This is a genomic window from Flavobacterium panici (assembly GCF_903819335.1).
Lineage (GTDB): Bacteria > Bacteroidota > Bacteroidia > Flavobacteriales > Flavobacteriaceae > Flavobacterium > Flavobacterium panici.
On the sequence record NZ_CAIJDE010000043.1, the window covers coordinates 222,320 to 248,775 of the forward strand.

Annotated in this window: 20 protein-coding genes and 1 pseudogene; 15 read left to right on the forward strand and 6 right to left on the reverse strand. The window is 34.9% G+C overall.

Annotated features, from left to right (window positions below; translation table 11 throughout):
• Positions 1–480: 480 nt before the first annotated feature.
• The 4 genes from FLAPXU55_RS12220 (at position 481) to FLAPXU55_RS12235 (ending at position 3,899) form a co-directional block, all read left to right on the forward strand.
• A complete protein-coding gene (locus FLAPXU55_RS12220) occupies positions 481–1,041 on the forward strand; it encodes a GNAT family N-acetyltransferase (RefSeq protein WP_180857889.1) in 561 nt (186 codons plus the stop codon).
• Positions 1,042–1,092: 51 nt separating this feature from the next.
• Positions 1,093–1,962 (forward strand): helix-turn-helix domain-containing protein, encoded by an 870-nt coding sequence (locus FLAPXU55_RS12225; protein ID WP_180857890.1) that lies wholly within the window; start codon positions 1,093–1,095, stop codon positions 1,960–1,962.
• Positions 1,963–2,041: 79 nt separating this feature from the next.
• Positions 2,042–3,091 carry an alpha/beta hydrolase gene (locus FLAPXU55_RS12230; RefSeq protein WP_180857891.1) on the forward strand — a complete coding sequence of 350 codons (1,050 nt, stop codon included), beginning with the start codon at positions 2,042–2,044 and terminating at the stop codon, positions 3,089–3,091.
• Between the two features lie 373 nt (positions 3,092–3,464).
• Positions 3,465–3,899 (forward strand): DoxX family protein, encoded by a 435-nt coding sequence (locus FLAPXU55_RS12235; RefSeq protein WP_180857892.1) that lies wholly within the window; start codon positions 3,465–3,467, stop codon positions 3,897–3,899.
• A 301-nt stretch (positions 3,900–4,200) separates the two neighbouring features.
• Here FLAPXU55_RS12235 and FLAPXU55_RS12240 read toward each other — a convergent pair whose 3' ends face one another.
• Positions 4,201–4,593, reverse strand: a complete 393-nt coding sequence (locus tag FLAPXU55_RS12240) for a hypothetical protein (protein WP_180857893.1) — start codon at positions 4,591–4,593, stop codon at positions 4,201–4,203.
• A gap of 83 nt (positions 4,594–4,676) precedes the next feature.
• Positions 4,677–6,605 carry a tetratricopeptide repeat protein gene (locus FLAPXU55_RS12245; protein WP_180857894.1) on the reverse strand — a complete coding sequence of 643 codons (1,929 nt, stop codon included), beginning with the start codon at positions 6,603–6,605 and terminating at the stop codon, positions 4,677–4,679.
• A 339-nt stretch (positions 6,606–6,944) separates the two neighbouring features.
• On the opposite strand from FLAPXU55_RS12245, the gene FLAPXU55_RS12250 reads away from it, so the two are divergent.
• The 3 genes and pseudogenes from FLAPXU55_RS12250 to FLAPXU55_RS12260 all read left to right on the forward strand — a co-directional run bounded on the left by FLAPXU55_RS12250 (position 6,945) and on the right by FLAPXU55_RS12260 (position 9,308).
• Complete coding sequence (locus tag FLAPXU55_RS12250) at positions 6,945–7,781, forward strand: sulfite exporter TauE/SafE family protein (RefSeq protein ID WP_073481851.1); 837 nt, start codon at positions 6,945–6,947, stop codon at positions 7,779–7,781.
• A complete protein-coding gene (locus FLAPXU55_RS12255; protein WP_180857895.1) occupies positions 7,768–8,175 on the forward strand; it encodes a DUF1634 domain-containing protein in 408 nt (135 codons plus the stop codon). The genes FLAPXU55_RS12250 and FLAPXU55_RS12255 overlap by 14 nt, the downstream gene beginning before the upstream one ends.
• Positions 8,176–8,287: 112 nt before the next feature.
• A pseudogene (locus FLAPXU55_RS12260) lies at positions 8,288–9,308 on the forward strand (LLM class flavin-dependent oxidoreductase).
• A 249-nt stretch (positions 9,309–9,557) separates the two neighbouring features.
• Here FLAPXU55_RS12260 and FLAPXU55_RS12265 read toward each other — a convergent pair.
• Complete coding sequence (locus FLAPXU55_RS12265; protein ID WP_180857896.1) at positions 9,558–11,984, reverse strand: TonB-dependent receptor; 2,427 nt, start codon at positions 11,982–11,984, stop codon at positions 9,558–9,560.
• A 217-nt stretch (positions 11,985–12,201) separates the two neighbouring features.
• Between FLAPXU55_RS12265 and FLAPXU55_RS12270 the strand changes: the two genes are divergently transcribed.
• The gene (locus FLAPXU55_RS12270; protein WP_180857897.1) at positions 12,202–13,482 is read left to right on the forward strand and encodes an acetyl-CoA C-acetyltransferase; all 1,281 of its coding nucleotides are present in this window, start codon (positions 12,202–12,204) and stop codon (positions 13,480–13,482) included.
• 232 nt (positions 13,483–13,714) lie between these two features.
• Here FLAPXU55_RS12270 and FLAPXU55_RS12275 read toward each other — a convergent pair whose 3' ends face one another.
• Positions 13,715–14,323, reverse strand: coding sequence for an FMN-dependent NADH-azoreductase (locus FLAPXU55_RS12275; protein WP_180857898.1), 609 nt, complete (start codon positions 14,321–14,323; stop codon positions 13,715–13,717).
• Between the two features lie 107 nt (positions 14,324–14,430).
• Here FLAPXU55_RS12275 and FLAPXU55_RS12280 point away from each other — a divergent pair, with 107 nt between their 5' ends.
• Complete coding sequence (locus FLAPXU55_RS12280) at positions 14,431–14,820, forward strand: winged helix-turn-helix transcriptional regulator (protein ID WP_082356351.1); 390 nt, start codon at positions 14,431–14,433, stop codon at positions 14,818–14,820.
• A 218-nt stretch (positions 14,821–15,038) separates the two neighbouring features.
• Complete coding sequence (locus tag FLAPXU55_RS12285) at positions 15,039–17,951, forward strand: PQQ-dependent sugar dehydrogenase (RefSeq protein ID WP_180857899.1); 2,913 nt, start codon at positions 15,039–15,041, stop codon at positions 17,949–17,951.
• Positions 17,952–18,065: 114 nt separating this feature from the next.
• On the opposite strand, the gene FLAPXU55_RS12290 is transcribed toward FLAPXU55_RS12285, so the two are convergent.
• A complete protein-coding gene (locus tag FLAPXU55_RS12290; RefSeq protein ID WP_053470319.1) occupies positions 18,066–19,385 on the reverse strand; it encodes a S41 family peptidase in 1,320 nt (439 codons plus the stop codon).
• A 5-nt stretch (positions 19,386–19,390) separates the two neighbouring features.
• Positions 19,391–19,828 (reverse strand): MarR family winged helix-turn-helix transcriptional regulator, encoded by a 438-nt coding sequence (locus tag FLAPXU55_RS12295; RefSeq protein WP_180857900.1) that lies wholly within the window; start codon positions 19,826–19,828, stop codon positions 19,391–19,393.
• 215 nt (positions 19,829–20,043) lie between these two features.
• Here FLAPXU55_RS12295 and FLAPXU55_RS12300 point away from each other — a divergent pair, with 215 nt between their 5' ends.
• From FLAPXU55_RS12300 to FLAPXU55_RS12320, 5 genes are all read left to right on the forward strand, one after another.
• Positions 20,044–21,501: a sulfatase family protein gene (locus FLAPXU55_RS12300; RefSeq protein ID WP_180857901.1), complete on the forward strand. Its 1,458-nt coding sequence runs from the start codon at positions 20,044–20,046 to the stop codon at positions 21,499–21,501.
• 616 nt (positions 21,502–22,117) lie between these two features.
• The gene (locus FLAPXU55_RS12305) at positions 22,118–22,552 is read left to right on the forward strand and encodes a DUF1810 domain-containing protein (RefSeq protein ID WP_053470316.1); all 435 of its coding nucleotides are present in this window, start codon (positions 22,118–22,120) and stop codon (positions 22,550–22,552) included.
• A 151-nt stretch (positions 22,553–22,703) separates the two neighbouring features.
• Positions 22,704–23,054, forward strand: coding sequence for a hypothetical protein (locus FLAPXU55_RS12310; RefSeq protein ID WP_180857902.1), 351 nt, complete (start codon positions 22,704–22,706; stop codon positions 23,052–23,054).
• 237 nt (positions 23,055–23,291) lie between these two features.
• A complete protein-coding gene (locus tag FLAPXU55_RS12315) occupies positions 23,292–23,987 on the forward strand; it encodes an ABC transporter ATP-binding protein (protein WP_180857903.1) in 696 nt (231 codons plus the stop codon).
• Between the two features lie 30 nt (positions 23,988–24,017).
• Complete coding sequence (locus tag FLAPXU55_RS12320; protein ID WP_180857904.1) at positions 24,018–26,309, forward strand: TonB-dependent siderophore receptor; 2,292 nt, start codon at positions 24,018–24,020, stop codon at positions 26,307–26,309.
• Positions 26,310–26,456 lie beyond the last annotated feature (147 nt).

Consider the following 26,456-nt stretch of genomic DNA (forward strand, 5'->3'; position numbering starts at 1 on the left):
TATACTAACAAAGATACGAGGGCTTTAACTCTTATAACTTGTATATTTTTATAAAATATCGGTACAAATTTTTCAATGCATTTTATTTGTTCTCTCGCAGATTTTGCAGATTAGCAGATATTTTTATTTATCAGCTCAATCTGCAAAATCCGCGGGAAACATATTTTTTAAAGCAAATCCCTTTAAAATAATAGAACTGGTATGTTTTTATTTATATTGGTCGAAATTCGGCAGTTTTGTTTAAACACATAGAAACATAGATTTTTTTATTTCTTGAAAAAGGGATATTAAAAAAACTCGTTTTTTCACACATAGCTTTGCGTATTTCGATGGGAAGCTTTGTCAAAGTTTAAAACTTTGACAAAGCTCTATGCGCAAAGCTATGTGCATTGAAACAAGTGAAACGCCTTTACACGCAAAGAAAAACTATGTTCCTATGTGTTTAAAAAACTTTAAATTTGCTAAATCAAACTTCTCAAAATGAATATCCGCAAAGCCAATATATCCGATTCTAAATACATTGCTCCTATTTTATTACTGGCAATGGAAGATATCATCTATAAATATATGGGCAAGAAGGATCATGACAGCGCACTCGAATTGGTTTCTTATTTTACTGCAAGAGAAGGCAATCAATATTCGTATGAAAATTGTTTTGTAGCCGAGTCTGAAAATGAAATTATTGGTGCTGTCAGCGTTTATAATGGTGCCGATTTACGCGAATTGCGCGCTTCTATTATTGATTATGTACATCTCAATTTTAATCCTGATTTTTATCTTGAAGAAGAAACACAGGCGGGTGAATATTATATTGATTCGGTGGGAATAAACCCGAAATATCAGGGAAAAGGAATTGGTTCTAAAATTCTTCAGTTTCTAATTGATCAATATGTACATAAAAATAAACAGACTTTAGGATTATTGGTTGACGAAGATAATCCGCTGGCAAAAAGTCTTTATTTAAAACTTGGGTTTAAGGTTGTGGGCAAAAAAACTTTGGTTGGAAAAAAACTGGATCATCTTCAAATAAGTCCGAATTAAAATTCGGCTCTGCCAAAGAAAATTAGTATTTTTAAACCAAAACAAGCCGAAATGAACCACCAAATATTTGAATCTAATTATAAAAAACTGGGATTTTTAATTCTGAATCAGGAAACTGTAGAGGAAATTAATGGTGAAGATTACAAAGCTTATATTAAGGTATTGTATTTACCAGAAGGTTATGAAATAACAATTGACTTTAAACAATACAAAACTTCGAGTCCTTCTTTGTTTTTTATAAACAGCAATCAATATTTACAGATTAATAAGGAAGGAAAAAAACAAGGTTACTTTATGTATTATAACCGTGACTTTTATTGCGTGCAGATTCATGATGCCGAAGTTGCCTGCGACGGTTTGTTGTTCAATAATATTTTTGAAATGCCAATGACAACTTTACCTGAAAAAGAGGTTTTATTTGTGGAAGGTATTTACAGTCAAATTCAGCAGGAATTTGACGCTCCCGATTCTTCGCAGGAAGAAATGATCCGCACGTATTTGAAACAGCTTATTATTAAAGCTACCCGAATCTGGAAAATACAGCAATTGGGTGTTTTAAACGATGAGCCTTCAAAGGAAATGGATTTCTTCAGGGATTTCAGCCGATTGGTCGAAATTCATTTCAGAACCAAACATACTGTGGCAGATTATGCTGATATTTTGGGTCTTGCGTCAAAAACACTTTCGAATAAATTCAATCGTTTAGAGCTTTCTCAGCCTAACGATATTATTAAGGATAGAATTATTCTGGAAGCAAAAAGGCTTTTAGGTTATTCTTCTTTAAGTGTAAAAGAGATTGCATATCAATTAGGATATGAAGATCCGGCTTATTTTAACCGACTTTTTACCAATAAAGTTGGCGACACTCCGTCTAATTTCAAGAAAAAATACCTTCAAGGGAAAAATGTACAATTAGAATAGACTTTTGTCTATTTTTAGAGCTGTATTACCGCCATATCTTTGTCCTATCAAATTATAAATAATTAAAAAGACAAATGATATGAAAACTATTAAAGTATTACAACAGGGTTTATTTATTGCAGCATTGTTAATCGTAAATACAATTGCTTCAGCACAAGAAAGACAATTTAAAGGGCAAAATGACCCAGAAATTTTTACAGAAGTACGCGGTTTCTTAAACGCATTAAATTCTGGTGACGGAAAACCTTTGGAACAATTATCTGTTGCAGACGCTCGTAACGTATTGGTTGGTGCACAAAAATCAGTTGAAGTTAATTATTCTGGTATTGAAGAATCTGAAAGAGTAATTTCTCAAAATGGTTTAAAAGTAAAAATCCATATTACAAAACCTAAAGGTGCTAAAGCTAATGCTCCGGTATTTATCTTCATTCACGGCGGCGGATGGGTTTTAGGAGATTATCCAACTCATAGAAGATTAGTGAGAGATTTAGTTGTAGAAAGCGGTGCAGTTGCGGTTTTCCCAGACTACACACCTTCTCCGGAAGCTCAATATCCGGTAGCGATTAATGAAATTTATGCAGCGACTCAATGGGTAGCCGAAAACGGAAAACAAATTGGTGTAAACGGTAAAAACCTTGCTGTTGTGGGAAATAGCGTGGGTGGAAATATGACTGCTGCGATTACTTTAATGGCAAAAGATAAAAAAGGTCCACACATTAAATTACAAGTTTTATTATGGCCTGTAACCGATGCTAATTTTGAAACTGAATCTTATAATTTATATGCTAACGGACGTTTCTTAACTAAAAATATGATGAAATGGTTTTGGGATAATTATTTGCCAGACGCTTCAAAAAGAACAGAAAAATATGCTTCTCCACTTCAGGCAAGTTTAGCAGAATTGAAAGACTTACCTCCTGCACTTGTTCAAACTGCTGAAAATGATGTTTTAAGAGATGAAGGTGAAGCTTATGCCAGAAAATTAAACGAGGCTGGAGTTCCTGTAACTTTAACAAGATACAACGGATTGATTCACGATTACGGACTTTTAAATCCTATTGCAAATGTTCCGGCGATTCAAACTGCAATTCAACAAGCTGCGGTTGTAATTAAAACAACATTGAAATAAGAATTCAGATATTTGAAAACAAAAAGGGATAGAATTAATTTTCTATCCCTTTTTTACTTTACTAATACTTAAAATAGAAGTCTATTTTAAAAAGAAGTTACTGATGATTACGTTCCAAGTAAATTTTACAGAACTTCTAAAAATAAAAACAAAAAATCCTGTGGCAAATGTAGAATTTCATTCAGCAGTAAAAATCATTAGAAATGATGATTTCTCATTAAAAAGCCTATAAAAAAAGTAATATCGATTGTGAATTCTCCTTTTTAAACAATTTGAAGCTTAGAATATCGTTATAAAAATGATTTGCCAGCTTTTTTTAGTTGGAAAAACATTCGTTTAATCCCCCAATTTGACAAATAAATAATATCACAGAATGAAAAACATAACAATATTAGAAGCAGGTTTAGTTTTAAGAATAGTTTTAGGAATAACAATGTTATCAGCAGTTGCCGACCGATTTGGATTTTGGGGCGCGCCCGGTTCGAATGGTGTTGCATGGGGAAACTGGGAAAATTTTGTTCTTTATACGCAGACACTTAATTCTTTTGCCAGTAAATCGACTGCCGAAGTATTGGGTGCAATTGCAACAGGTTTTGAAATTCTGTTTTCTGTCTTATTAATCTTTGGTTTCAAAACCAGAATTGCTGCTTTAGGAACTGCTTTTTTAATGTTGGTTTTTGCATTTGCAATGGCAATTTCTGTTTCGGTAAAAGCGCCTTTTGATTATTCTGTTTTGACAAGTGCTGCTGCAGCTTTATTGCTTTCTACAATTGGTAAAACTGCTTTTGCTGCTGATAATAAAATATAATATTCTGTTATTTTTTTAAACACATAGAAACATAGATTTTTTTATTCTTGAAAAGAGAAGATTAAAAAAAAACTCGTTTTTTCACACATAGCTTTTCCTGTTTTCGATGAGTAACTTTGTCAAAGTTTAAAACTTTGACAAAGTTCTACGCACGCAGCTATGTGTATTAATACAAGTGAAACGCCTTTTACACACAAAGAAAAACTATGTTCCTATGTGTTTAAAAAACATAAAAAAACGAAAACGAGATAGACTACTCTATCCCGTTTTGCCCCACAAAATATTTAAAAACACCAATAACCTACAAAAGTGCTTCTACATAGTTTGCGATTTGAGAATCAGTTTGGGAATTAAATGACGACTGTACCAATTGGACGGTTAAAAACAAGGTGTCGTCTTTTAATTCCATTTTAACGTCATCATTATTTTCAGAATTTGTTAAGTGAATGGTGCTCAGTTTTTCCTGCAGCGCTTCTTTTCCCATATCATCAGAACAGATTTTTTTTACGAAAGATTCTAAGTCGTCAAAAACAATATCCAGTCTTGATAAAGGATATTGATCATAAGCTGTAAAAGTATTCCAGTCAATATCTACTTTAATATCATAACCTGCTCTTTCTTTTAGCTTTGCTTCAAAAGCCGGAAGTTTTTCTACTTTAATCGATTCTGCTAAACGTTTTTCTGCTAATCCCATATTTAATTTAATTGATTAATTATAGGCGCAAATTTATCTTCCGCATTTTTATCTGGCATCACTATTTATAGTGATTTTGATTTCTAATTTATGACTGATTTATCTGAATCAATTTTGCCTTTATTGGTTATAATTTCGGTTAACATTGCCGATTGATATCCCATCATTTTTGCTTTTCGGGCTTCTTTTAGTGCTTTTTCGGGCTGTTTTAATTTATAATACATTTCCCCGAGATTGCACACAAAAATGGGTTCTTTCGGGTTTATTTCAATTGCTTTTTCAAAATACGGCAGTGATTCTTCATAGCGCAGTTCTCTATCTAAAATACAGCCATAATTATTGTAGATAAGAGCATTTACAGGAGGTTCATGCTGTGTTTTTGTGAAATAATATTTTCTTTTCTTAAAGCTGGCTTCAAAACCTTTCGTATACCATAATATTCTGGTTTCAAGAAAATAAGCCGAAGCATATTGAGGATCTATAAGCAATATAGCATTACATGTTTTTTGTGCTTTCTCATAATTTTTGGCAAAAACAAAATCCCAGCCTTCTTTTAAAAGTGCTCTTTTGGTTTCGTCTTCTTTTTGCTCGAGATGTTCGTCGTCAATTTCTTTTTTTCGATATTCGTCTATTTCAATTTCCCAGCCTGTGAAAACTATTTTTTTATCGTTTCCAATTACTGTAAAAATTAAATCTTTTACTGCGGCATCTTTAAAATCAAGAGAAAACAAAACCTGGTTTTGGGATCCTGCTGCCAGAACTTCTTCAATTTTCTGGTTTAATTTTTGAACATCAATATGCACTCGCATCCACGTTCGTAAATAAGATCCTCGATGTACAAAAATGATTTTTCTGGGTAAATGTCTTAAAGCCGCTTCTGCAATAGCTTCTTTTTCTATTTTATAATATTTAAAATAATTGTCGTTTATTTCCAGATAATTGCGTTTGTCTAAACCTTCAAATTCTAAATTCCAAACTACAAGTTTATCTTTTAATTCAAAACGTTCCTGAATGTCATTGGAGTTTTTTATTCTTTTAATTAACTGAGAAAAACGTTCTTCGTTATCATAAAATCTATGACAACGTCGGTTTGATATAATTTTTTCTTGTTTTTGTTCTTCCGTTATTTCAGTTTCATTATTGGCTTCAAAGTCCAGTAAAACCATATCGTCGTTGTATAATTTAAAGCCTCCTTTTTGGTAAATATGAAGATAGATTCGCTTTGATTTTTTACCTCTAATATTTTTGGGTTCATCTAACGGATATTTCTCTTCTTCAAGCTCTAACTTCTCCATAGGAAACGGAACATCGATTTTATAATACCGATCTTCAATTATAGAAAACCATGACATTTGAAAACGGTCTGCATCAAACGGAATATGAATTAAACCGGAAAAAGCTGATTGGTTTAAATGATAATATTTTGATTGTGTTTCCATTTCTGAAAGTTCTTCTTCAGAATAAAAACAAATATTATTCTCCAGTTTTATATCTGAAATTACATGTTTTGAAGAATTAACAAATGCAATCGAATCAATATGCATTAAAAGTTCGCGATCGTGAAAAACACTAAAAGTGGCTTTAAAATAAGTACTGGCCAGATTGACTTGTGCGTAATGATTTGAGCCAAAATAATGTGTATAATAAACCAGCGGAGTACCAAGTAAAACGGCAAGCCATATTGAAAAATACAAGCCATTAAAAGTTCCTGTTTTTTGATACGTAACCAAAGCATAAACACCATAATCGACAAAAAGCAGCAATGCGGTTATCATAATCACACCAAACACAAATTCTAAACTGATACTGGCACTGGATCTTCCGTAATAATAAAAGTAAAAATAACCGCACCAGGCAATGGCAGCATTAAAAAACACCGCAAATCCAAGTCCGAGGAAATACAATAGAAAATAACTTATAAGCGCGGCAACAAACAATAATCCGACAGGAAAGAAAATTTCTCCGCTAAAATAGACGGGATCAACTCTTTTATACGAACGGTAATTTTTCATGATCTTTATTCTTCAATTTTAACCGCAAATGTAAAAGTTCGTTATAGCGGAGGAGTCATTATAAATGATGATTTTTTTAATTGTTAATTGTAAATGGTGAATTGTGAGTTTTCAGTCGCAGTTTTCAGTCGCAGTTTTCAGTCGCAGTTTTCAGTCGCAGTTTTCAGTCGCTTTAACTTTGTCAAAGTTTAAAACTTTGACAAAGTTTTTGAGCACCAAGACTGAAAACTGAGACTGCGACTGAAAACTAAAAAAACATTTTTAAGGTATATTTAAGGTCGTAAACTCATTCCGAACAAATATGTATTCGTAAATTAGCATCAAACAAAATTTATCTTAATGACAGTACTTACTTTTACCCTGATAATGCTGCTTGGTGCTTTTTTAGCTGGCTTTATTGGTTCATTATCAGGCTTGGGCGGAGGTATAATAATTATTCCGCTTCTCACAATTATTCTTGGTGTTGATATTCATTATGCAATTGGAGCCGCTTTAGTTTCGGTAATTGCGACTTCTTCGGGTTCTGCGGCGGCTTATGTTAAGGAAGGAATTACCAATATGCGCCTCGGGATTTTTCTGGAAATCGCAACAACAATCGGAGCCGTTTGCGGTGCTTTACTTTCTACCATTGCTCCTACTTCATTCATCGCTGTTTTATTCGGACTTACGTTGATTTTTTCGGCTATAAATTCGCTTCGCAAAAAAGAAGAACATATTGTTTTAGAATCAAGTCCGCTGGCTAAAAGCTTAAAACTTCAGGGAACTTACCCAACGCACGACGGACAAGTCGTGAGCTACGGAACTAAAAATGTTATTGGCGGTTTCAGTATGATGGGAATTGCCGGAATGATGTCTGGTTTACTAGGAATTGGTTCTGGTGCTTTTAAAGTTATTGCGATGGATAATATTATGCGAATTCCGTTTAAAGTTTCTACCACAACCAGCAATTTTATGATGGGTGTTACAGCAATGGCGAGTTCTGTAATTTACATTCAAAAAGGATATATCGAACCGGGAATTTGTATGCCGGTTGTTATTGGCGTTTTGTTTGGCGCAATGGCAGGAGCAAAAATTTTGGTTAGAACAAATCCTAAAAAACTTAGAATATTTTTCGCATGCTTGATTTTTGTGTTAGCAGTTAATATGATTTATAATGGACTTAATGGAAAAATCTAAAGTTATGACGCACGAAAAATTTGGAGAAAAAGATTTTCAAACCATTATTGGAAACTTATTACGCTATGGCGTTTGGATTTCATTATCAGTAGCTTTTATTGGCGGAATCGTTTATTTGATGCACCACGGAAATGACATTGAAGATTATTCTGTTTTTAAAGAAAATGACCGAAATATATTTGAAGTAATTTCGTCGGTTGTAAATGGTGTAATTTCGGGAAGCGGCGAATTTTTAATCTTCTTCGGAATCATATTATTGTTTTTAACTCCCGTTTTCAGGGTTTTACTTTCTCTTTTCTCTTTTTTGATCGAGAAAGATTATTTATATGTAGTGATCACGCTGATTGTTATTCTGATTATTATAACTAGTATTTCATTTGGGTTTTCACATTAGAAAATTTTAGATTTTAGATTTTAGAATGTAGATTTTGGAATTTGGGATTTGGGGTTTAAAAATTGGAATTTGATATTGATATTAACATTGTCATTGAAATTTAGAAAAATTTATGGAAATAGGAATCGATAGTTTTGCTTCGGCAATGTACGGCGACAGCAATACTTTGAGTAGTGTTGACGCGATGGAACAACTGCTGCAGAGAATTGAGTTTGCAGATCAGGCTGGATTGGATGTTTTTGGAATTGGAGAACATCATAAAAAAGAATTTCTGGATTCGGCAACAGCAGTAATTTTGAGTGCGGCTGCGGCTCGAACAAAAAATATTCGTTTGGCAAGTGCGGTGACGGTTCTAAGTGCCGCCGATCCTGTACGCGTTTATCAAAGTTTTGCGACATTGGATTTAATTTCAAAAGGCAGAGCCGAAATTGTTGTCGGGCGCGGATCTGCTATTGAAGCTTATCCGCTTTTTGGATATGACCTTAAGGATTATGATGCGCTTTTTAAGGAGAAACTTGAATTGCTTTTGCAGGTTAGAGATAACGAATTTATAACTTGGTACGGAAAATTTCGTCCTGAACTGAATAATCTTCCGGTTTACCCGAGAGCTTTACAGGAAAAAATGCCGATTTGGCTTGGTGTTGGCGGAACTCCGGAATCTTTTGTAAGAGCCGGAAGTTTAGGATTGCCTTTAATGGTTGCCGTTATTGGCGGACAAACACATCGTTTTAGACCTTTGATTGATTTATACCGTGAAGCCGGAAAAGCGACTGGTTTTAAACCGCACGAATTAAAAGTTGGACTGCATTCGCCGGGATACGTTTCGAATACAACCGAAAAAGCTGTTGAAGAATATTATCCGGGTTATGCCGAATTGTGGACAAAATTAGGATATGAGAGAGGCTGGCCTCCGGTAACAAAAGGTAAATTTGACGGATTAATTGATGATTTGGGTGTTTTAATTGTGGGAAGTCCTGAAAGAGCTGGAGAAAATTTTACGTCACAGCGAAGCGCTTGGCGGTGTTGAAAGATTTACGTTCCAAATGGACAACGCGGGATTAACGCATTCTCAATTAATGAACGCCATAGAACTCATCGGAACAAAACTAATTCCTTTGATTAAGAAAGGGTAATACTTTGTGTAGTTTTTGGGCCACAGATTACACGGATTAAACGGATTTACGCTGGTTCTTTTTTATCTAACGTATGGAAAATATAAAACTGCGTAAATCCGTTTAATCCGTCAAATCCGTGGGCAAATTTTCAAAAAAACTTTGAACCTTGCCGCTCTGAACCTTTGAACCTATAAAAAAGAAAGCATCCGTTTTAGCGGATGCTTTCTTTTTTAATTGTAATTTTTCAACTAGAACAATCAAATATTTTTAGAATTTGTATGTTACGCCAAATCTGAAGTTTCTTGGTTGTTCTGTCTGCCAATAGTAAGCATTAATATTAGTTGAAGCATAATAAGAACCACTGTACAGATATTTATCTAAAATATTAAATACATTCGCTGTAAATTTCATTTTTCCAATCTCATAAGATAAACCACCATCAAGTTTAAAATATTCTGGAAGTCTTTCGAGTCCGGCAGCCCAAGTATCTGTTTGTCTTCCTGCAAGGTATGTACCTCCAATAGACGCTCCAAATCCTTTTAACTTACCATTTACAAGAGTATAATTTAGCCATGCATTTGCAACATGTTTAGAGAAACCCGGTACAGTAGAACCTTGTATAATACTTGGAACATTAGAATCTGTAACTATAGATTCTGTAAAAGCATAATTTGCAATTAAATTAAGACCGTCAAAGATTTTTCCTCTAAGATCAACTTCTATACCTTGTGCTCTTTTTTCTCCTAATACAACTTTAAATACATCATTAGGTCCATTAGCAGGATCAGAAGTCAATTCGTTTTCTTTCAAAATTCTATAAGCAGCAACTGTAGTACTCCATGATCCGTCAAACCAATCTTTCTTAATTCCAAACTCGATATTATTTCCAGTAAGAGGTTTAATTGGATCTCCATTTTGAATAATTCCTGATTGAGGCGTAAAAGCCTGATCGTACAATCCGTAAACCGATGTACTTGGCGTTATAGAATAACTAATACCAACACGAGGTGTAATGTGAGTATCTTCTTGAACATCGCCCCAGTTTGCCTGATTAATCCATGTATATCTTGCCGCAAGAGTCAATCTCAATTTATTTTCAAAGAAACCTAATTCATCCTGAATGTAAGCAGCTGTATATTTTGAAATCATACCGCCAAAAGATCTCTCCTTAAGCGGCGTATCACGATTAAAAACAGGCAGTCCGTTTGCCGGCATTCCATAATTTGGTGCAAAAATATTAAACGGATTATCAAAAGTATCTAAATCATGTGATTGGTAAAAATCTGCATAGTATTCTTTATTTCCTGCATCTATTCCTCCTAATACTTTATGAGAAACAGGTCCTGTATTGAATTTACCATTAACAAAAATCTGTCCTAAAAACATGTCGCTTTCCGCATCCCAAATACCAACATTTCGTATAATTTCACCATACCCAAGAGTTCCGTCAGGTATCTCATCATAATCTAAATCCACTGGTCCGGGCCCCACGCCTGTTGGCCATGAGCTGTATCCTTTTTGCAGATATTTAAAATATGATGTTTGTGCAGTAAGTTTCCAGTTGTCATCAAATTTATGTTCAAATGTAAAATATCCGCTGTGATCGTTCATTTTTGTATCTGGCAGACCCGGCTGTGTCATAGTAAAATTTCTTGGCAAAGTTGCGTATCCTCCAGCGTCAGCTCCAAAAATATAATAAGAACCAACCTCAGTCATATTAGCCATTTGGTAGTTGTACTCTAAAGTAACTTTTGTTTTATCATCAATTTGATACGAAAGTACCGGAGCAATTACATAACGATCATTGTGTTCAAACGGTCTGTGAGAACCTTTCTTTTGAAAAGCACCATTAAAACGGTATAAAAACTTCCCTTCTTTATCAAATTTTCCATCAAGATCAATACTTGCTCTGTAAAAATCAAAACTTCCAGCCATAACAGTAGCTTCTCCTTTGGTAATTCCAGTTGGCTTTTTAGTCACAACATTATAAAGTCCGCTTGGATCACCACTCGAAAGCATAAATCCTGCTGGTCCTTTCACAAATTCGATATGATCCACAAAACTCATATCTTCTGTCAATGGTCCCCAAAAAGAAGTAACTACATTAAATCCGTTACGGAAAGCCTGTATTTGTGAACCACGCATTGTAATATTCGTATACATATCTCCCCAGTGTTCTAAGCGCACAGCACCACTCACGTTACGGATCACTCCATCACTCATACTGATAATCTGCTGGTCTTTTAAAGTTTGTCCGCTTACGATTTGAATATTCTGTGGGATTTCAAGTACCGGAGTCTGAAGACGTAATGATAATGAAGGTTTGTCTTGTTTGTATTTATTTTTTGTAATGACAACTTCATCAAGATCTTCCTGACTTTCAGAAAGTGTAAAGTTTTTGGTAGTAGTTTGTTTTGCCGTTACTACGATTGTGTTTTCAACGGCATGAATTCCAACTGCACGAACACTAATAGTGTAAGAACCCGGTTTAACATTTTTAATTTCATATTGACCGTTGTCATTTGTAACTGCAGAATATCTTGTTCCTTTTAGAACTATTGAAACACCCGGCACTGGTTCGTTACCGCTTAAAGAAATCTTTCCGTTTACTTTTCCTAATTCCTGACTCATTGCATTTAGTGAAGTCAAAAGAACCATCAAAAAACAAACTTTCTTAATGATATTTATACTCATTTTAGTACTATTTTAAGTTTTGTTTGGCAAAAGTAAACGGTAATGCCGGGTTTTCCAAATTATTTTTAATTATTCTAAATAAATATAAAATATTAAGATCATTTAGTGATATTTTTACACTTATAACTTTATAAACTTCAGGAGAAAGCAAATAATTGAGGAAGTATACTTATCTTTAATCCGCAAAATAAATTTCCACAACAAAAAACATAAATCAATGAATACCACAAAAACAGTTAGAAAAGTTGCTATTGTAGGTTATAATCGAATTCCGTTTGCGAGAGCCAATACCGCTTACGCAAATGTTGGAAATCAGGAAATGATGACCGCAGCCTTAAACGGGCTTATTGATAAATATAATTTAAAGGGACAACTGTTAGGCGAAGTTGCCGGAGGTGCCGTAATAAAACATTCTTATGACATGAATATGATTAGAGAATGTGTTATGAAAACCGCTCTCGATCCCGCTACCCCAGCCTGCGATTTGCAGCAAGCCTGCGATACCGGAATTGAAAGTGCAGTTTATATTGCCAATAAAATTGCGCTTGGACAAATAGAATCTGGAATTGCCGGAGGAGTCGATTCTATTAGTGATATGCCAATTGCCGTAAGTGAAAATTTGAGAAAAACGCTGCTTAAAGCCAGACAGGCAAAATCATTGGGTGAAAAGATTAAAGCATTTTTAAAATTACGTCCAAAAGATTTTTCTCCGTTAGTTCCAAGAAATGAAGAAACACAAACCGGACTTTCGATGGGCGGACATACGGAGATTACGGCAAAATATTATAAAATTTCAAGAGAAGATCAGGACAATCTGGCGCTTAAAAGCCATTTGAATATGGCTAAAGCATATGACGAAGGTTTTTTTGCTGATATGATTACGCCTTTTAACGGACTTGACAGAGATAATAACCTGAGAAAAGACAGCAGTATAGAAAAACTGGCTAAACTAAATCCTGCTTTTGATAAAGCAAACGGAACTTTAACTGCAGGAAATTCAACTCCTTTAACTGACGGTGCATCCTGCATACTTTTAGCCAGCGAAGAATGGGCAAACGAACGCGGATTACCAATCCTGGCTTATATTACATTTGCCGAAATTGCGGCGATTGAATATGTCAAAAATCAGCAGAATCTTTTATTGGCACCTTTATTTGCTGCCAGCAGAATGCTTGAAAAAGCGGAATTAAATTTACAGGATTTTGATTATTATGAAATTCACGAAGCTTTTGCCGCTCAGGTTTTGGCAACTTTGAAAATTTGGGAAAGCCCGGAATTGAGTGCCGAATTAGGCTTGAAGAAAACACTTGGTGCAATTGACAGGGAAAAACTAAATGTAAAAGGAAGCAGTCTTGCAGCCGCGCATCCTTTTGCCGCAACCGGAGGAAGAATAATTGGCGTTATGGCAAAATTATTAAATGAAAAAGGTTCAGGAAGAGGGTTTGTTTCTATCTGCGCCGCAGGAGGACAAGGCGTTACGATGATTATTGAAAAATAATAAAATTTATAAATCTGCTGAATCTGCGAGAGTATTTTTTTTGCACGCAGATTTGGCAGATTTGGCAGATTTTTTAATTTCTCTCTTTTTTAAAAAGCAAATTCTGCAACAGAAGATAAGGTTTTAATTTCATTTATAAATCCGTTGAATCTGCTGAATCTGCGGGAGTATTTTTTTTTGCACGCAGATTTGGCAGATTTAGCAGATTTCTTATTTTATTTTCTTTTCTTTTTTAAAAAGCAAATTCTTCAACAGAAGATAAAGCTTTTGGTAAAGCATTTTCTGCAAAATCAGGAATTGCAGTTCCTTCCACACGGAAAGTTGTAACATCAGTCATTCCTAAAAAGCCTAATACAGTTCTAAGATATGATTCCGAGAAATCGTAACTTTTGTATGGCCCTTCAGAAAATATAGCTCCGGAAGCGATTGACAAGTATACTTTTTTATCGGTAACTAATCCTTTTGCTCCTTCCGGACTATAGCTAAAAGTTTTTCCTGCTCTTGCAACCTGATCGATCCATCCTTTTAAAACTGCCGGAATTCCGAAGTTGTATAAAGGCACACCAATCACGATTATATCCGATTCTAATAACGTTTTTATTGCTGCATCAGAATATTTCAATGCGTCTGTTTGTTCTGGCGTATGAGCTTCTGCAGGTGTATAAACCGCATTAATATGCGAACCTGTTAAATAAGGTAAAGGTGTTTGAGTAAGATCTAGTGTTTGTACTTCCGTTTCTGTTTGTGCTGCTAGTTTTTCGATAATAGCATTTGATAATTGATTACTAAACGAAGTGTCTCCGTTTGTACTGGTAATTATGCGTAGAATTTTTTGGCTCATGATTTAAATTATTTGTTTTACGATACAAACTTATCTACATTTGCTATCTCTTTTATAGTACTATCCCCGAGGATAGCGCTACCCTTGAGGATAGTAATGTGATATATATGGAAGCAGAAGTAAAAACAGCAGTAAGAACATTCAAAAAAGAAGATAAAGATTGCAAACCACAAGAATGCATGGCGGCATTATTGCCTGTAAGAGACGCTTTAGAAGTTTTAAGCGGAAGATGGAAACTACCCATTTTAATTGCTTTGTCTGACAGACCAAAACGTTTTAAAGAAATCTCAAAAGACATCAACGGAATTACGGACAAAATGCTTTCGAAAGAATTAAAAGATCTCGAAATCAATAAACTTGTTACTAGAACTGTTTACGATACTTTTCCGCCAACGGTCGAATATTCACGCACCCAGCACAGTCAATCTTTAGGAGATGTTATCATGGCCCTAAAAGACTGGGGAACTTTACACCGAAAAGAAATTATCGGAAAATAAAAGTTTTTTTGCCACAGATTAAAAGGATTAAAATGATTTTAAAATCTACTTAACCTGATCCCGATAATTATAAGGATTGTGTAAAAAAAACTTTGTGCCTTAGTGCCTTTGTGGCATTATCACTAAATCGATATCGTAAAGAAATTTTAGTAAACTAAATAATTATACAGAAAAAGTTTAAATTTGATTACCCAAATCACTAAAAATTCTGAATAATTATGAGAAAAAATCTACAATTTAACATTAAAAATAAATTGCTTAGTCATCTAATAATAGCTTTTGCTTTATTGATTTCTTCACAATCCTATTCGCAATACATCACGCAAAACCTTGCTCCTACTGCGGTTATCAAAGAAGGACTTTCGCTGGAACAATCTTCTGACGGAAGAATTTTTATAGCAGAACGCGGCGGGATTGTTAAAGTGTTTCAAAACAATACGGTTACAAATGTATTTACCGTTCCTACCGTAACAGATAACGAACAAGGGTTACTTGGATTAACGCTGCATCCTAACTTTGCAACAAACGGTTACATTTATGTTTTTTATTCTATACAACCAGCAGGAGAAAAAGTCAGACATAAAATTGAAAGAATCAAAATTGACAATGCTAACCAAGTAGTAAGCAGACAGGAAATTTTACTTTTAGAACCTATTGGTAACGGATTTCATAATGGCGGAGATTTAAAATTCTTCCATGGATTTTTGTATGTAACCGTTGGAGACAGTCAGCAAAACACTAATTCTCAGGATTTAGACACTTATAAAGGAAAAATTCTTCGTATTACAGAAGACGGACTTCCTGCACCGGGAAATCCATTTTACGGAAGCGGTTCTGTACAAAGGCAAAGCATCTGGGTTTACGGATTTAGAAATCCGTGGAGACTGGTTCCCAATGCTGTTGCCGATAAATTATTTGTACTGGATGTTGGAACTTCATGGGAAGAAATTAATGAAATCAGCAATCCAACAATTCGCAATTATGCCTGGGGACATCCGCAGGGAGGCGACGGAATGCAAACCGAAACTGATTTATTTACAAATCCGATATTTACCTACGCAACGGGAAGTATTGGAAATGCTTTAACAAATGGAGTTTTGTATAATCCAACAATCTCCCGTTATCCTAATTTGCAAGGGAAATTCATTATCAAAGATTTTGTCCGAAATGCAATTCGCTGGTTTGATCCTAATGTTGCGAATCCCGTTTCTACAGAATTTTATTCGGCACCACAATTTCAGGTATTGGGTATGATGTTAGGAAATGATGGTTTCATTTATTACTGTGAATACGGAAATAATGGTTCATTAATTAAATTAGACTATATAGCAACCGCTGCACCAACAATTGTAAATCATCCGGTTTCTCAAACTATAATGGAAACAGATCCGGTAACTTTTACAGTTTCGGCAAGCGGAACAGGTTTAACCTATCAATGGCAGTTTAATAATGTCGATATTAACGGAGCAACCGGAGCAAGTTATACAATTCCTAATGTAACAAATGCAAATGCAGGCGATTACAAAGTTATTGTAACTAATACAGCAGGAAATGTAACCAGTAATCCGGCAACATTAACGGTAAAACCTTTTAGTAATAAACCAACGGTAACGATTGTTTCTCCGCTTCCATCACTAAAATGGAATGCCGAAGATGTAGTTCATTTTGAAGCCACTGCAACAGATGTTGAAGACGGAACTTTACCTGCAAGTGCATTTTCATGGAGTATTGATCTTTTTCACGAAGATATTCCGGGAGCCGGACACTCGCATCCTGGTGCAAGTCCGCAAGGTGTAAAATCTGGGGATTTCACCGCTTCAAATCAAGGAGAAAAAACACCAAATGTGTGGTACAGATTTACGGTAAAAGTAACCGACAGCGATGGTTTAACTGCTACTACTTTTGTTGATATTAAACCTAATTTAGTTGATGTTACTGCGACAAGTTCGCCGGTTCCGCTTAATTTAGAATTCAATCAAAAACCAGTTACGGCACCTTCTACAAAACAAGTTGTGGCAAATGCAGCGGTACAAACTTTAAATGCACCAACGCCTCAGTATATTGAAAATACGCGTTACGATTTTGACCATTGGAGTCAGGGCGGAGCTGCAAATCAAACTTTTACGGCGCCAGCAACAGGAACAATTACTTATACAGCATTTTATACAGCTACTGTACTTCAAAATGCACCATATCAGGGCTTAGTTGCTCAGATTCCGGGAATTATTGAAGCAGAAAATTATGATGTTGGTCCGGGTGCTTTTCTGGATAAAAACGGCGGCGGAGATAATGTATACAGAGCTGGCGACGGCGTAGGAACTGAAGCGTGTAACGAAGGCGGATATAATCTTGCGTATGTAGCAAAAGACGAATGGCTGAAATATTCTGCAAGAGTAAGTACCAGCGGAAATTATACCATCAATTTAAGAATTTCAACGCCTTACCTTAACCGAAAATTACATCTTGAAGTAGACGGTGTAAACGTTACCGGAATTTTAAATATCCCAAATACGGGAGGTTTCCAGGCATGGCAGACTGTTGCCGTTCCTAATATTCCTTTAACGCAGGGTAATCATGTCATTACTTTATATTTTGATGAAAATGACATTAACGTAAACAAAATGGATTTTGTATTGTCTGGAATTACCAGCCCAGTTGCCGATTATGAGTTTACACCACAAATGGGATGCGAAAATGAGCCTGTTACTTTTACATCCGTTTCTATTGGTACAATTGATAACTATTTATGGAATTTTGGTGCTGACGCTCAGCCTGCAACAGCAACCGGAGCTGGCCCTCATACTGTAACTTATTCTACAGAAGGAGATAAAGAAGTTTCACTTACCGTAAGCAATTCAGAAGGAAGCAACACGAAAACAGTTACATATATGGTTCACGACTGCCACCTTGGAGTTGAAAATCCAAATGCAGAACCAAATGCAATTGTAGTTTATCCAAATCCATCAAAAGGAATATTCCATTTATCAAAAGAACTGGAATGGACTGTATTTTCTGCAACAGGAAGTAAAATTAAACAAGGAAAAGGAAATGTAATTTCAATTTCTGAACAAGCAACTGGAATTTATTTTATAAAAACTAATGCTTCCAGTAAAGCAATCCCAGTAAGTTAACAATAATTTTATTTTTTAAGTTTAGAAAATAAGCTAAAATAATAAACCCCAATAGATTTTAGGATCTATTGGGGTTTTCAATTTATTGAGATAAAACTTTGTAGCTTTTAAGGGTTAAACTTTATCTTTTTTATAAACTCTCTCTTGTCCGTTATGATAAATTCTTTTTATCGCTGTTAAAGATTTTTTCTCGAAAACAATTTTTATACGATATTCATCTGTTCCATCAACCAGAAATAAATCTTTTTCAATTGGAGTCAATAAAAGAGTAACGATATTATTCCATCTGTAATATAAATTATCCCCTTCATAAACCAATTCAGATTTTCCATATTTGCCTTGATATGATTTTAAAACAGCATTATCAACATGTAATGGTTTTTGTCTGTTTTTAATAACCGGAATAAACCAGTTAAGATTATTTAATGAATCTTTATTTTTTAAGGCTAAATTTTTCAAAGCTAATAAATGAGACGTATTTATGGCTTCTTCGCTCTTACATAAAACATCCGGCATAACGCCTTTTCCTTCAAAATCCAGATTCGTAACCGGATCTTTGACTTCGCCAAAAGGTATATTTACAGAAAAACCATTTGATATTCCTACCCGGTTTATTGGGTGCGCTCCACCAGCCGTTTTTTCGCCCACAATCGTAACACGTTTTAAATTTTGAAGCGAATAACTCATCCATTCTGCAGCAGAAAATGTAACGGAACTTGTTAGAATATAGATATCTATATCGGCCAGACGTTTACCGGGAACAGACGGAAGCAGCCACATTTCTCTTTCAATTTTTTTTCTGTTTTTCTCGTAATAATAATATTTATAAAGCGGTAATTCTTTATTCGAATAAAAATAACTGCTAATAAACTGCCCCATTTCCATTGCCCCGCCATTATTTTTACGCAAATCAATAATCAGTGCATCTGTATTATTTAAAAACTGCATCACAGAAGCGGCTGTTTCGCTCCCAATTGCAGGATCTTCAAAATAATCAAATGCTAAATAGCCAATATTTCCCTCTAAAATACGTACTTGCTGAAATCCGAAATTCCTGTTTTTTGCCTCAATTAATTCTGCCGCTTTAATTTTTTCCTGTGCCTTTTTATCTTCATTTTTTTGCAGAGGATCAGTCCATTCCGGATCATACATTACTCTAAAATGTAAATCTTTGCTAACCTCTAAAAGGTCCATAGTAAGTTTTGAGGCAAATTCATTTGGCGTTACACTGTTTTTATAAACTCCTGCATTAAAATTCTCTTTCAATTTTTTCTGAATACTTTCAATTGCATTCGGTCTAATGTAAAATTCTTCGAGTTCTTTACCCAGCGAATCGATAACTTGTTTTTTACTTAACTCCGTAAAATCAGGTTCTTTTTGTGCGTATACACCAATTGATAATAGCAGTAATATCACATTTATAAGTTGCTTCATCTTTATTATTTTTTACAATTTGAAATTATTTTATGCAGTAATTTGTCCAGTAATTCAATTTCGTCGAATGATAATCCGTCAAGAGCAGTTTTACGGTTTAGGTTAAAAACAGGCGTTAGTAAAACAATTGTTTCCCTGCCTTTTTCTGTAATTACAAGCTTTGATTTTCTTTTATCAATTTCATTTGCTTCTCTTATCAAATAATCTTTTTTAACCATTAATTCGATAATTCTTGTAATGGAAGCGTTATCCTTAAAAATTAATTTGGCAATTTCAATTTGAGAAATTTTTTCATTTTCATTTAAAATAATTAACACCAAACATTGATCAACAGTAATATCACTTACTACTTTCTCAATGTTTTTTTGGCAAACTTTCCTATATTCTTTTATAGCCTGTTCTATGGTATAAAGAACCGTTCCTGTTGGATTTTTCTGCTTCATTTTAAATAAGTTATATTTAAATTTATTTGATATATCAAATATATATAATTATTTGATATATCAAATAAAATATTTCACATGATAATCCTGTTTCAACTCTCAGGAAATAACAATTTTATATTTATTTGAAACAAAAGAGTTATCCCAAGAAGAATACTTTTCATTTTTGCGGGTTATATTTGTAGTTAGCGATCCCAATAAATACCACACAAATTATGAGAAAAAGTCTAATGCTGCTTTTATTAGTAATTCCTTTCATTAGCAGTAAAATAACCGCCCAAAGTAAAAGCCAAAAACCCAATATCGTTATTATCAATATGGATGATATGGGTTATGGAGATACTGAACCTTACGGAATGACGGGAATCCCTACTCCACACTTTAATCAGGTGGCGAAGGAAGGAATGCGTTTGACTAATTTTAACTCGGCTCAGGCTATTTGTACGGCATCGAGAGCGGCTTTATTGACAGGATGTTATCCAAACCGAATTGGAATGTCGGGCGTACTGCTTCCGGGAGCAAAACATGCCCTAAATCCAAAAGAAGAAACAATCGCTTCACTTTTGAAAAAATCAGGCTATAAAACCGCTAATTACGGCAAATGGCATTTAGGAAATAATTTGCCATACTGGCCTACAAATTATGGATTTGACGAGTTTTTCGGGATTCCGTATTCTCATGATGTATGGCCAATTGATTACGACGGCTATTCATTGGTAACCGATCCTAAAGATCTGCGTTCTACCTTTCCTCCTCTTCCATTAATCAGTAATACGACTGTTATAGATACTATTAGAAACATAAAAGAGGCGTCTAAATTAACTACACTTTTTACCGAAAAAGCAGTGGGATTTATCAAGAAAAATAAAAAGCAGCCGTTCTTTTTATATCTCACGCATCCGCTTCCGCACGCGCCTTTAGCTGTTTCAGATAAATTTAAAGGCAAAAGCGAATTGGGACTTTTTGGAGATGTTATTATGGAAATTGACTGGTCTATTGGTGAAATATTAAAAACTTTAGACCAGGAAGGACTTACCAAAAATACGGTTGTAATTGTAACCAGCGATAATGGTCCGTGGCTCTTTTTTGGTGACAATGCAGGATCATCAGGAGGTTATAGAGAAGGAAAATCAACCACTTGGGAAGGCGGAACCAGAGTTCCGTTTTTGATTCGCTGGCCCGGAAAAATAGAAGCCGGAACTGTAAACGGATCTCTTATGACGAATATGGATCTTTTACCAACAATTGCCGACATAACCAAATCTGCTTTGCCCGAAAATAAAATTGATGGTCTGGATTTTCTTTCTTTACTGACAGGAAAAACGAATAAAGGTCCCAGAGATACTTTCTATTATTATTTTGGTGTAGGAAGCAATAATCTTGAAGCCATTCGTTACAAACACTGGAAATTGGTTTTCCCGCACAAAAGCACATCATACAATAAAAACCTGACTGGTAAAGGTGGTTTACGAGGAAAAGGCGCTGTAGTCGAAGTTCCGCTTGCGTTATATGATCTGGCGCACGATCCGGGTGAAGTTCGTGATGTTCAGGAATTATATCCTGAAATTGTAGCAGAGATTCAAAAAATAGCCGAAACTGCCAGAGAAGATCTTGGTGATGATTTGACTAATAAAGTCGGAAAGAACGTTAGGAAACCTGCAATTGTTGAATAAGTTTTTGTGAAATGTAAAAATATACCACAAAGTCTCTAAGTCGCAAAGTTTTTTTCTCATTTTATGTCATTTCGACTGAAAGGAGACTCGAGCGATAGCGAATAGGCGAAGCAAATAGCACTAGAAACTCGACAAAGATTGGCGATTCTCTTTGTAAATTTACGAGTGCGATTTCTGCTTTCAGTCGAAATGACAAACAATACGTTTTAGAATATAAAAATCAATTGCCTCCAGCTTTAGCTGGAGGTTTTTATTTCAATAGCAAAAAGGCTTCAGCCGAACTAGTAAAGTTCGGCTAAAGCCTTTTCTTTGCCTGTATTTTTACATCCAGCTAAAGCTGGACGCTATTGAATATTTTTCTTTAAACAAAAACTTTGCGACTCTGCGACTTTGCGAGATTAAAAAAATAGTGCCTTCGCGTCTTCGTGGCAAAACATTAAGAACTTAGCTTGCTATTTGAATCTTTTTGCAGCTAAATTTTTACGGTATTTTTTTCAACAATTTTTGTTCGTAATATTCAAAAAAAATAGCAGTAAAAAAAGGGTTTTGTAATGTACAACTAAACATATTTTCTGTAGTTTTATGATCTGATACCCCCAAATCAATTAAGTAAAGAATGGCTTACAACAACAACGAATTACTTCGGTTTTTAGATGCTCAAAACAAATTGTATCTAACTGCTCTTGATGAAATTAAGAAAGGTAAAAAGGAATCTCCGTGGATGTGGTGCATTTTTCCGCAGATAAAAGGAATGGGTTCTACTGATACATCAAAATTCTACGAAATTAAAAATGCCGATGAAGCAATCGCTTTTCTTGAGCATCCAATTTTAGGAAAACACCTTATAGAAATAACAGAAGAATTAGTCAAAAAAGACGAACTCGAAGCTGTAGATATATTTGGTACGCCAGATGTTGAAAATTTGCAATCCTGTATGACGCTTTTTGCAAGTATTCAAAATACAGAACCGGTTTTTCAGGAAGTTTTGCATAAATACTTCGACGGATCTTCTGATTTTCATACACTGCAACTACTATACAGTAATTTGTAAAATCAATAAATTCAGGCGGTTTACTGGTATTTCATTAAAAATATAATGTTGCATTAGTGTATTTCTAAATTAAGATATTTATATTTGCAACACTGTTGCGTTTATTTGTTTCATAATGAAACGGTTAAATATCCAGCAGAAATACCACCGAATGAAAAAGAAAATCGTAGTTGTAAATTTACTGATGTCTTTTGCAGTATTGTTCGCCATGCTGTTTCAGACGGTTCACTCCTACGAGCATATTTTAAGACAGGCTTCTGAGAAACACTGTGAGCATAAAACTATTGCGGGGCAAAAACAAATAACGCACAGCCATTCGGTCGATGCCAATTGTCATATTTGCCATTTTGCCTTTAGTACCTTTATTCCGAATTCTTTTCAGACCTTATCATTTCATAAAATAACGGCTGAAACCTCTTATAAATTCTTTTATTCGAAGGTTTATACAGCATTTTTTAAAGGCAGTCTCTTTGCACTGCGTGCACCTCCCGCATTCATTTAATTTACTACATTTTAATTTTTAAATAAAACAGCTTTTTACCTATTCAAAATTGGGTAAAAAGAAATACTATTTTACAGCTGTTTAGTTCCTTTATTTGGAACTCAAATCAGCCTTTTTATCCTTGTAGTAAATTACCACTTCTCAAAATTAGAAAATCATATTAAGCCTTTACGAAACAAGTAAAAGCCTGAGGTTTCTATATCTGTTTAAAATCAATTTACCAAATACATAAAAACTATGCTTACAGCAAAAAATCTCACCAAAAAATATGGTGATCATACCGCTTTGAATTCTTTAAACTTAACCATAAACGAAGGCGAAATCTTTGCGCTTTTAGGGCAAAACGGCGCCGGAAAAACCACTACAATAAATCTTTTTTTAGGTTTTATCGAACCAACATCGGGAGAATTGGAAATCAATAACATTTCGGTTACTCAAAACAATCAGGAAACCAAAAAACACGTTGCTTACATTCCCGAAACTGTAATGTTATATCCCAATTTAACGGGTTTAGAAAACCTAAAATTCTTTTCGTCTCTGGCCGGATTCAAATATTCTGCTGGAGAATTAACTTATTTCCTTAATAAAGCCGGTTTGCAGGCCGCAGCGCACGATCAAAACTTAGGCGGATATTCTAAAGGAATGCGCCAAAAAGTAGGAATTGCGATTGCGATTGCCAAAAAAGCAAAAGTGCTTTTACTAGACGAACCTACGAGCGGTTTAGATCCAAAAGCTTCTAACGAATTTTCGCAGATTTTAAAAGAGCTTTCTGCCGACGGTACGGCAATTTTAATGGCAACGCATGACATTTTCAGAGCCAGAGAAGTTGCTTCGCACATTGGCATTATGAAGCAAGGAAATTTAGTCACGGTAATCGAAGCCGATAAAATCTCAGCAAACGAACTCGAAGACTTGTATTTACAAACCGTTTAAAGGAAAAGATATTTCCAATCAAAGTATAAAATGAAACCTATAATTCTCTTTTTATTTTTAATAATTGCCACACATTCCATACAATCGCAGACTAATAAAAAAAACACAGACAGTATTGTTCAGGATTCTGTTAAAATGGCCAGAACCGAATTACAAACCGTTGAAATCGTGGGGCGTTCGACAAAAAAATACACCAGCGATTATTCATTTGCCGCCACAAAAACAGCCGCTTTAAACAAAGATATTCCGCAGTCTATCTCAACCATAACCAAAGAACTTATTACAGATAAAGGTGCTTTTTATCTAGCCGATGCCGTAAAAATGGCAAGTGGTGTGATTCCGGCAAGTTATTACAATCAATACACGATTCGAGGTATCAGCCAAAATGAAGAAGGTCAGATTATCAACGGAATGCGAACACGTCAATATTATTTTTTACAGCCTTTAACGAGTAATATTGAGCGAGTTGAAGTGATTAAAGGCCCGTCGAGTGCGACATTTTCATCTGTAGATCCGGGCGGAAGTATCAATATGGTAACCAAAAAACCTTTAGCAATTGACCGAAAAGAAATCAGTATGAGCGTGGGCAGTTTCAGCACTTTACGCGAAACGCTTGATTTTACAGGCCCTCTAAACGAATCAAAAACACTTTTGTATCGTGTAAACGGTGCGTATCAGCAGGCAAAATCATTTCGTGATTTAGTGAATAATAAATCGTTTTTGATTTCACCTTCCTTCAGTTATATCCCAAATGAAAAAACTGCCATTAATACGGAGTTGATTTTGAGCGATATGAACGGGAATCTTGACAGAGGCCAGCCTATTTTTGGTGCCGTTGCCGGAAAAACAAGTTTAAATAAAACTCCAATCAGCTTAAATCTGGGAGCTCCGAGTGATTTTTTTAAGTCGAAAGAAATGATTTTGATGACCAATTTTGCCCATAAATTCAGTTCAAAAATTGGTTTTAATGCATCATACATGAAACAAACCTGGACAGAAGATCTTCAGGAACACAGAACTACAAATGCATTTGCCGTCGATATAAACAATCAGCCTGTAACAAGTCTGGCAATGATGCAGTTTGTGCAGCGTCAGCAAAATTGGGATATCGACAATTTGAATGCTTTTTTAAACTTCGATTTCAAAACCGGAAAACTTAAACATAAATTACTAACGGGTTACGATTTAAGCAGTTGGAACAAAAATAAAGGCGGCGGGCAAAACGCAGCCAGAGGTTATTTATTAAAAGATGGTACGGTTACGAGTTCTTTTGTTTTAGCGAATGCCTCAAATTATCAAACTATTACAGTTGACGGCGTTGTATTGCCAAAACCAAATGTCGAATATTTCAACCTGAACAATCCCATTTATAAAATTACAAGCCCCGAAGATTATACGCTGAATGTTCGAACTGCACTTCCATCGGCATTAACGACTACAAATGCGGTATATATTCAGGATCAGATTCAATGGGAAAAATTTACTTTTTTATTGGGTTTGCGAAACGAATGGTTTGAAGATATTACGAACTACGAAACCAATAACGAACTGAAAGTAAAAAAATCGGCTTTGCTGCCAAGAGTTGGAATTACTTATGCCGTAAATAATGCGATAAATGTCTACACAACTTATCTCGAAGGCTATCAGCCGCAATCGAATACGGTTACTTTAATGCCGCAAACGGGTTCATTACCAGCGGGAAGTTTGTTCGATCCGCTTAAAAGTGATTTGAAAGAAGTGGGAATAAAAACAACTTTTTTAGATAACTCAATGAGTTTTAACGCGGCCATTTATGAAATCAGACAGCGCAATATTTTAATGAATGCAAATGATCCTGCAAATCCTGATTTATTGGTTACAAGAGGTGCAGAACGAAGCCGTGGTTTTGAATGCGATTTAGCAGGTTATATTACGCCCGACTGGCAGATAAATGCTTCCTACAGCTATATCGATGCCGAAATTATCAAGGACAATAATCCGGCTTTAATTGGTGCCAGAAAACAAAACACACCAAAAAACAGCGCGAATTTATGGACACGCTACAACTTTGCTTCTGATTCTGCTTTGCAGGACTTAGGAATTGGAATTGGAATGCAGTATCAAAGCTCAAAAGTGCCTTGGTTTACAAGAGATTTTACACTTCCTGATTTTACGATTTTTGACGCTGCTTTATTTTACAAACCAAGCAAAAGTAATGTGCAGATTGCTGTAAATGCCGGCAATTTATTAAACAAAACGTATTGGCTTGGCGCGCAGAATTATTTGCGTTTGTTTCCCGGAAGTCCACGAAACGTAAGCCTTACCGTAACTTATAAATTTTAATTCGTTGAGTTGAAAAATATTTAAACACATAGAAACATAGATTTTTTTACTAAAGAAGATAATTGAAAGAAACTAGTTTCTAACACAATAGCTATGTGAATTTATGCAAGTGAAACGCCTTTTTTTAAATCACCTAAAAACTATGTT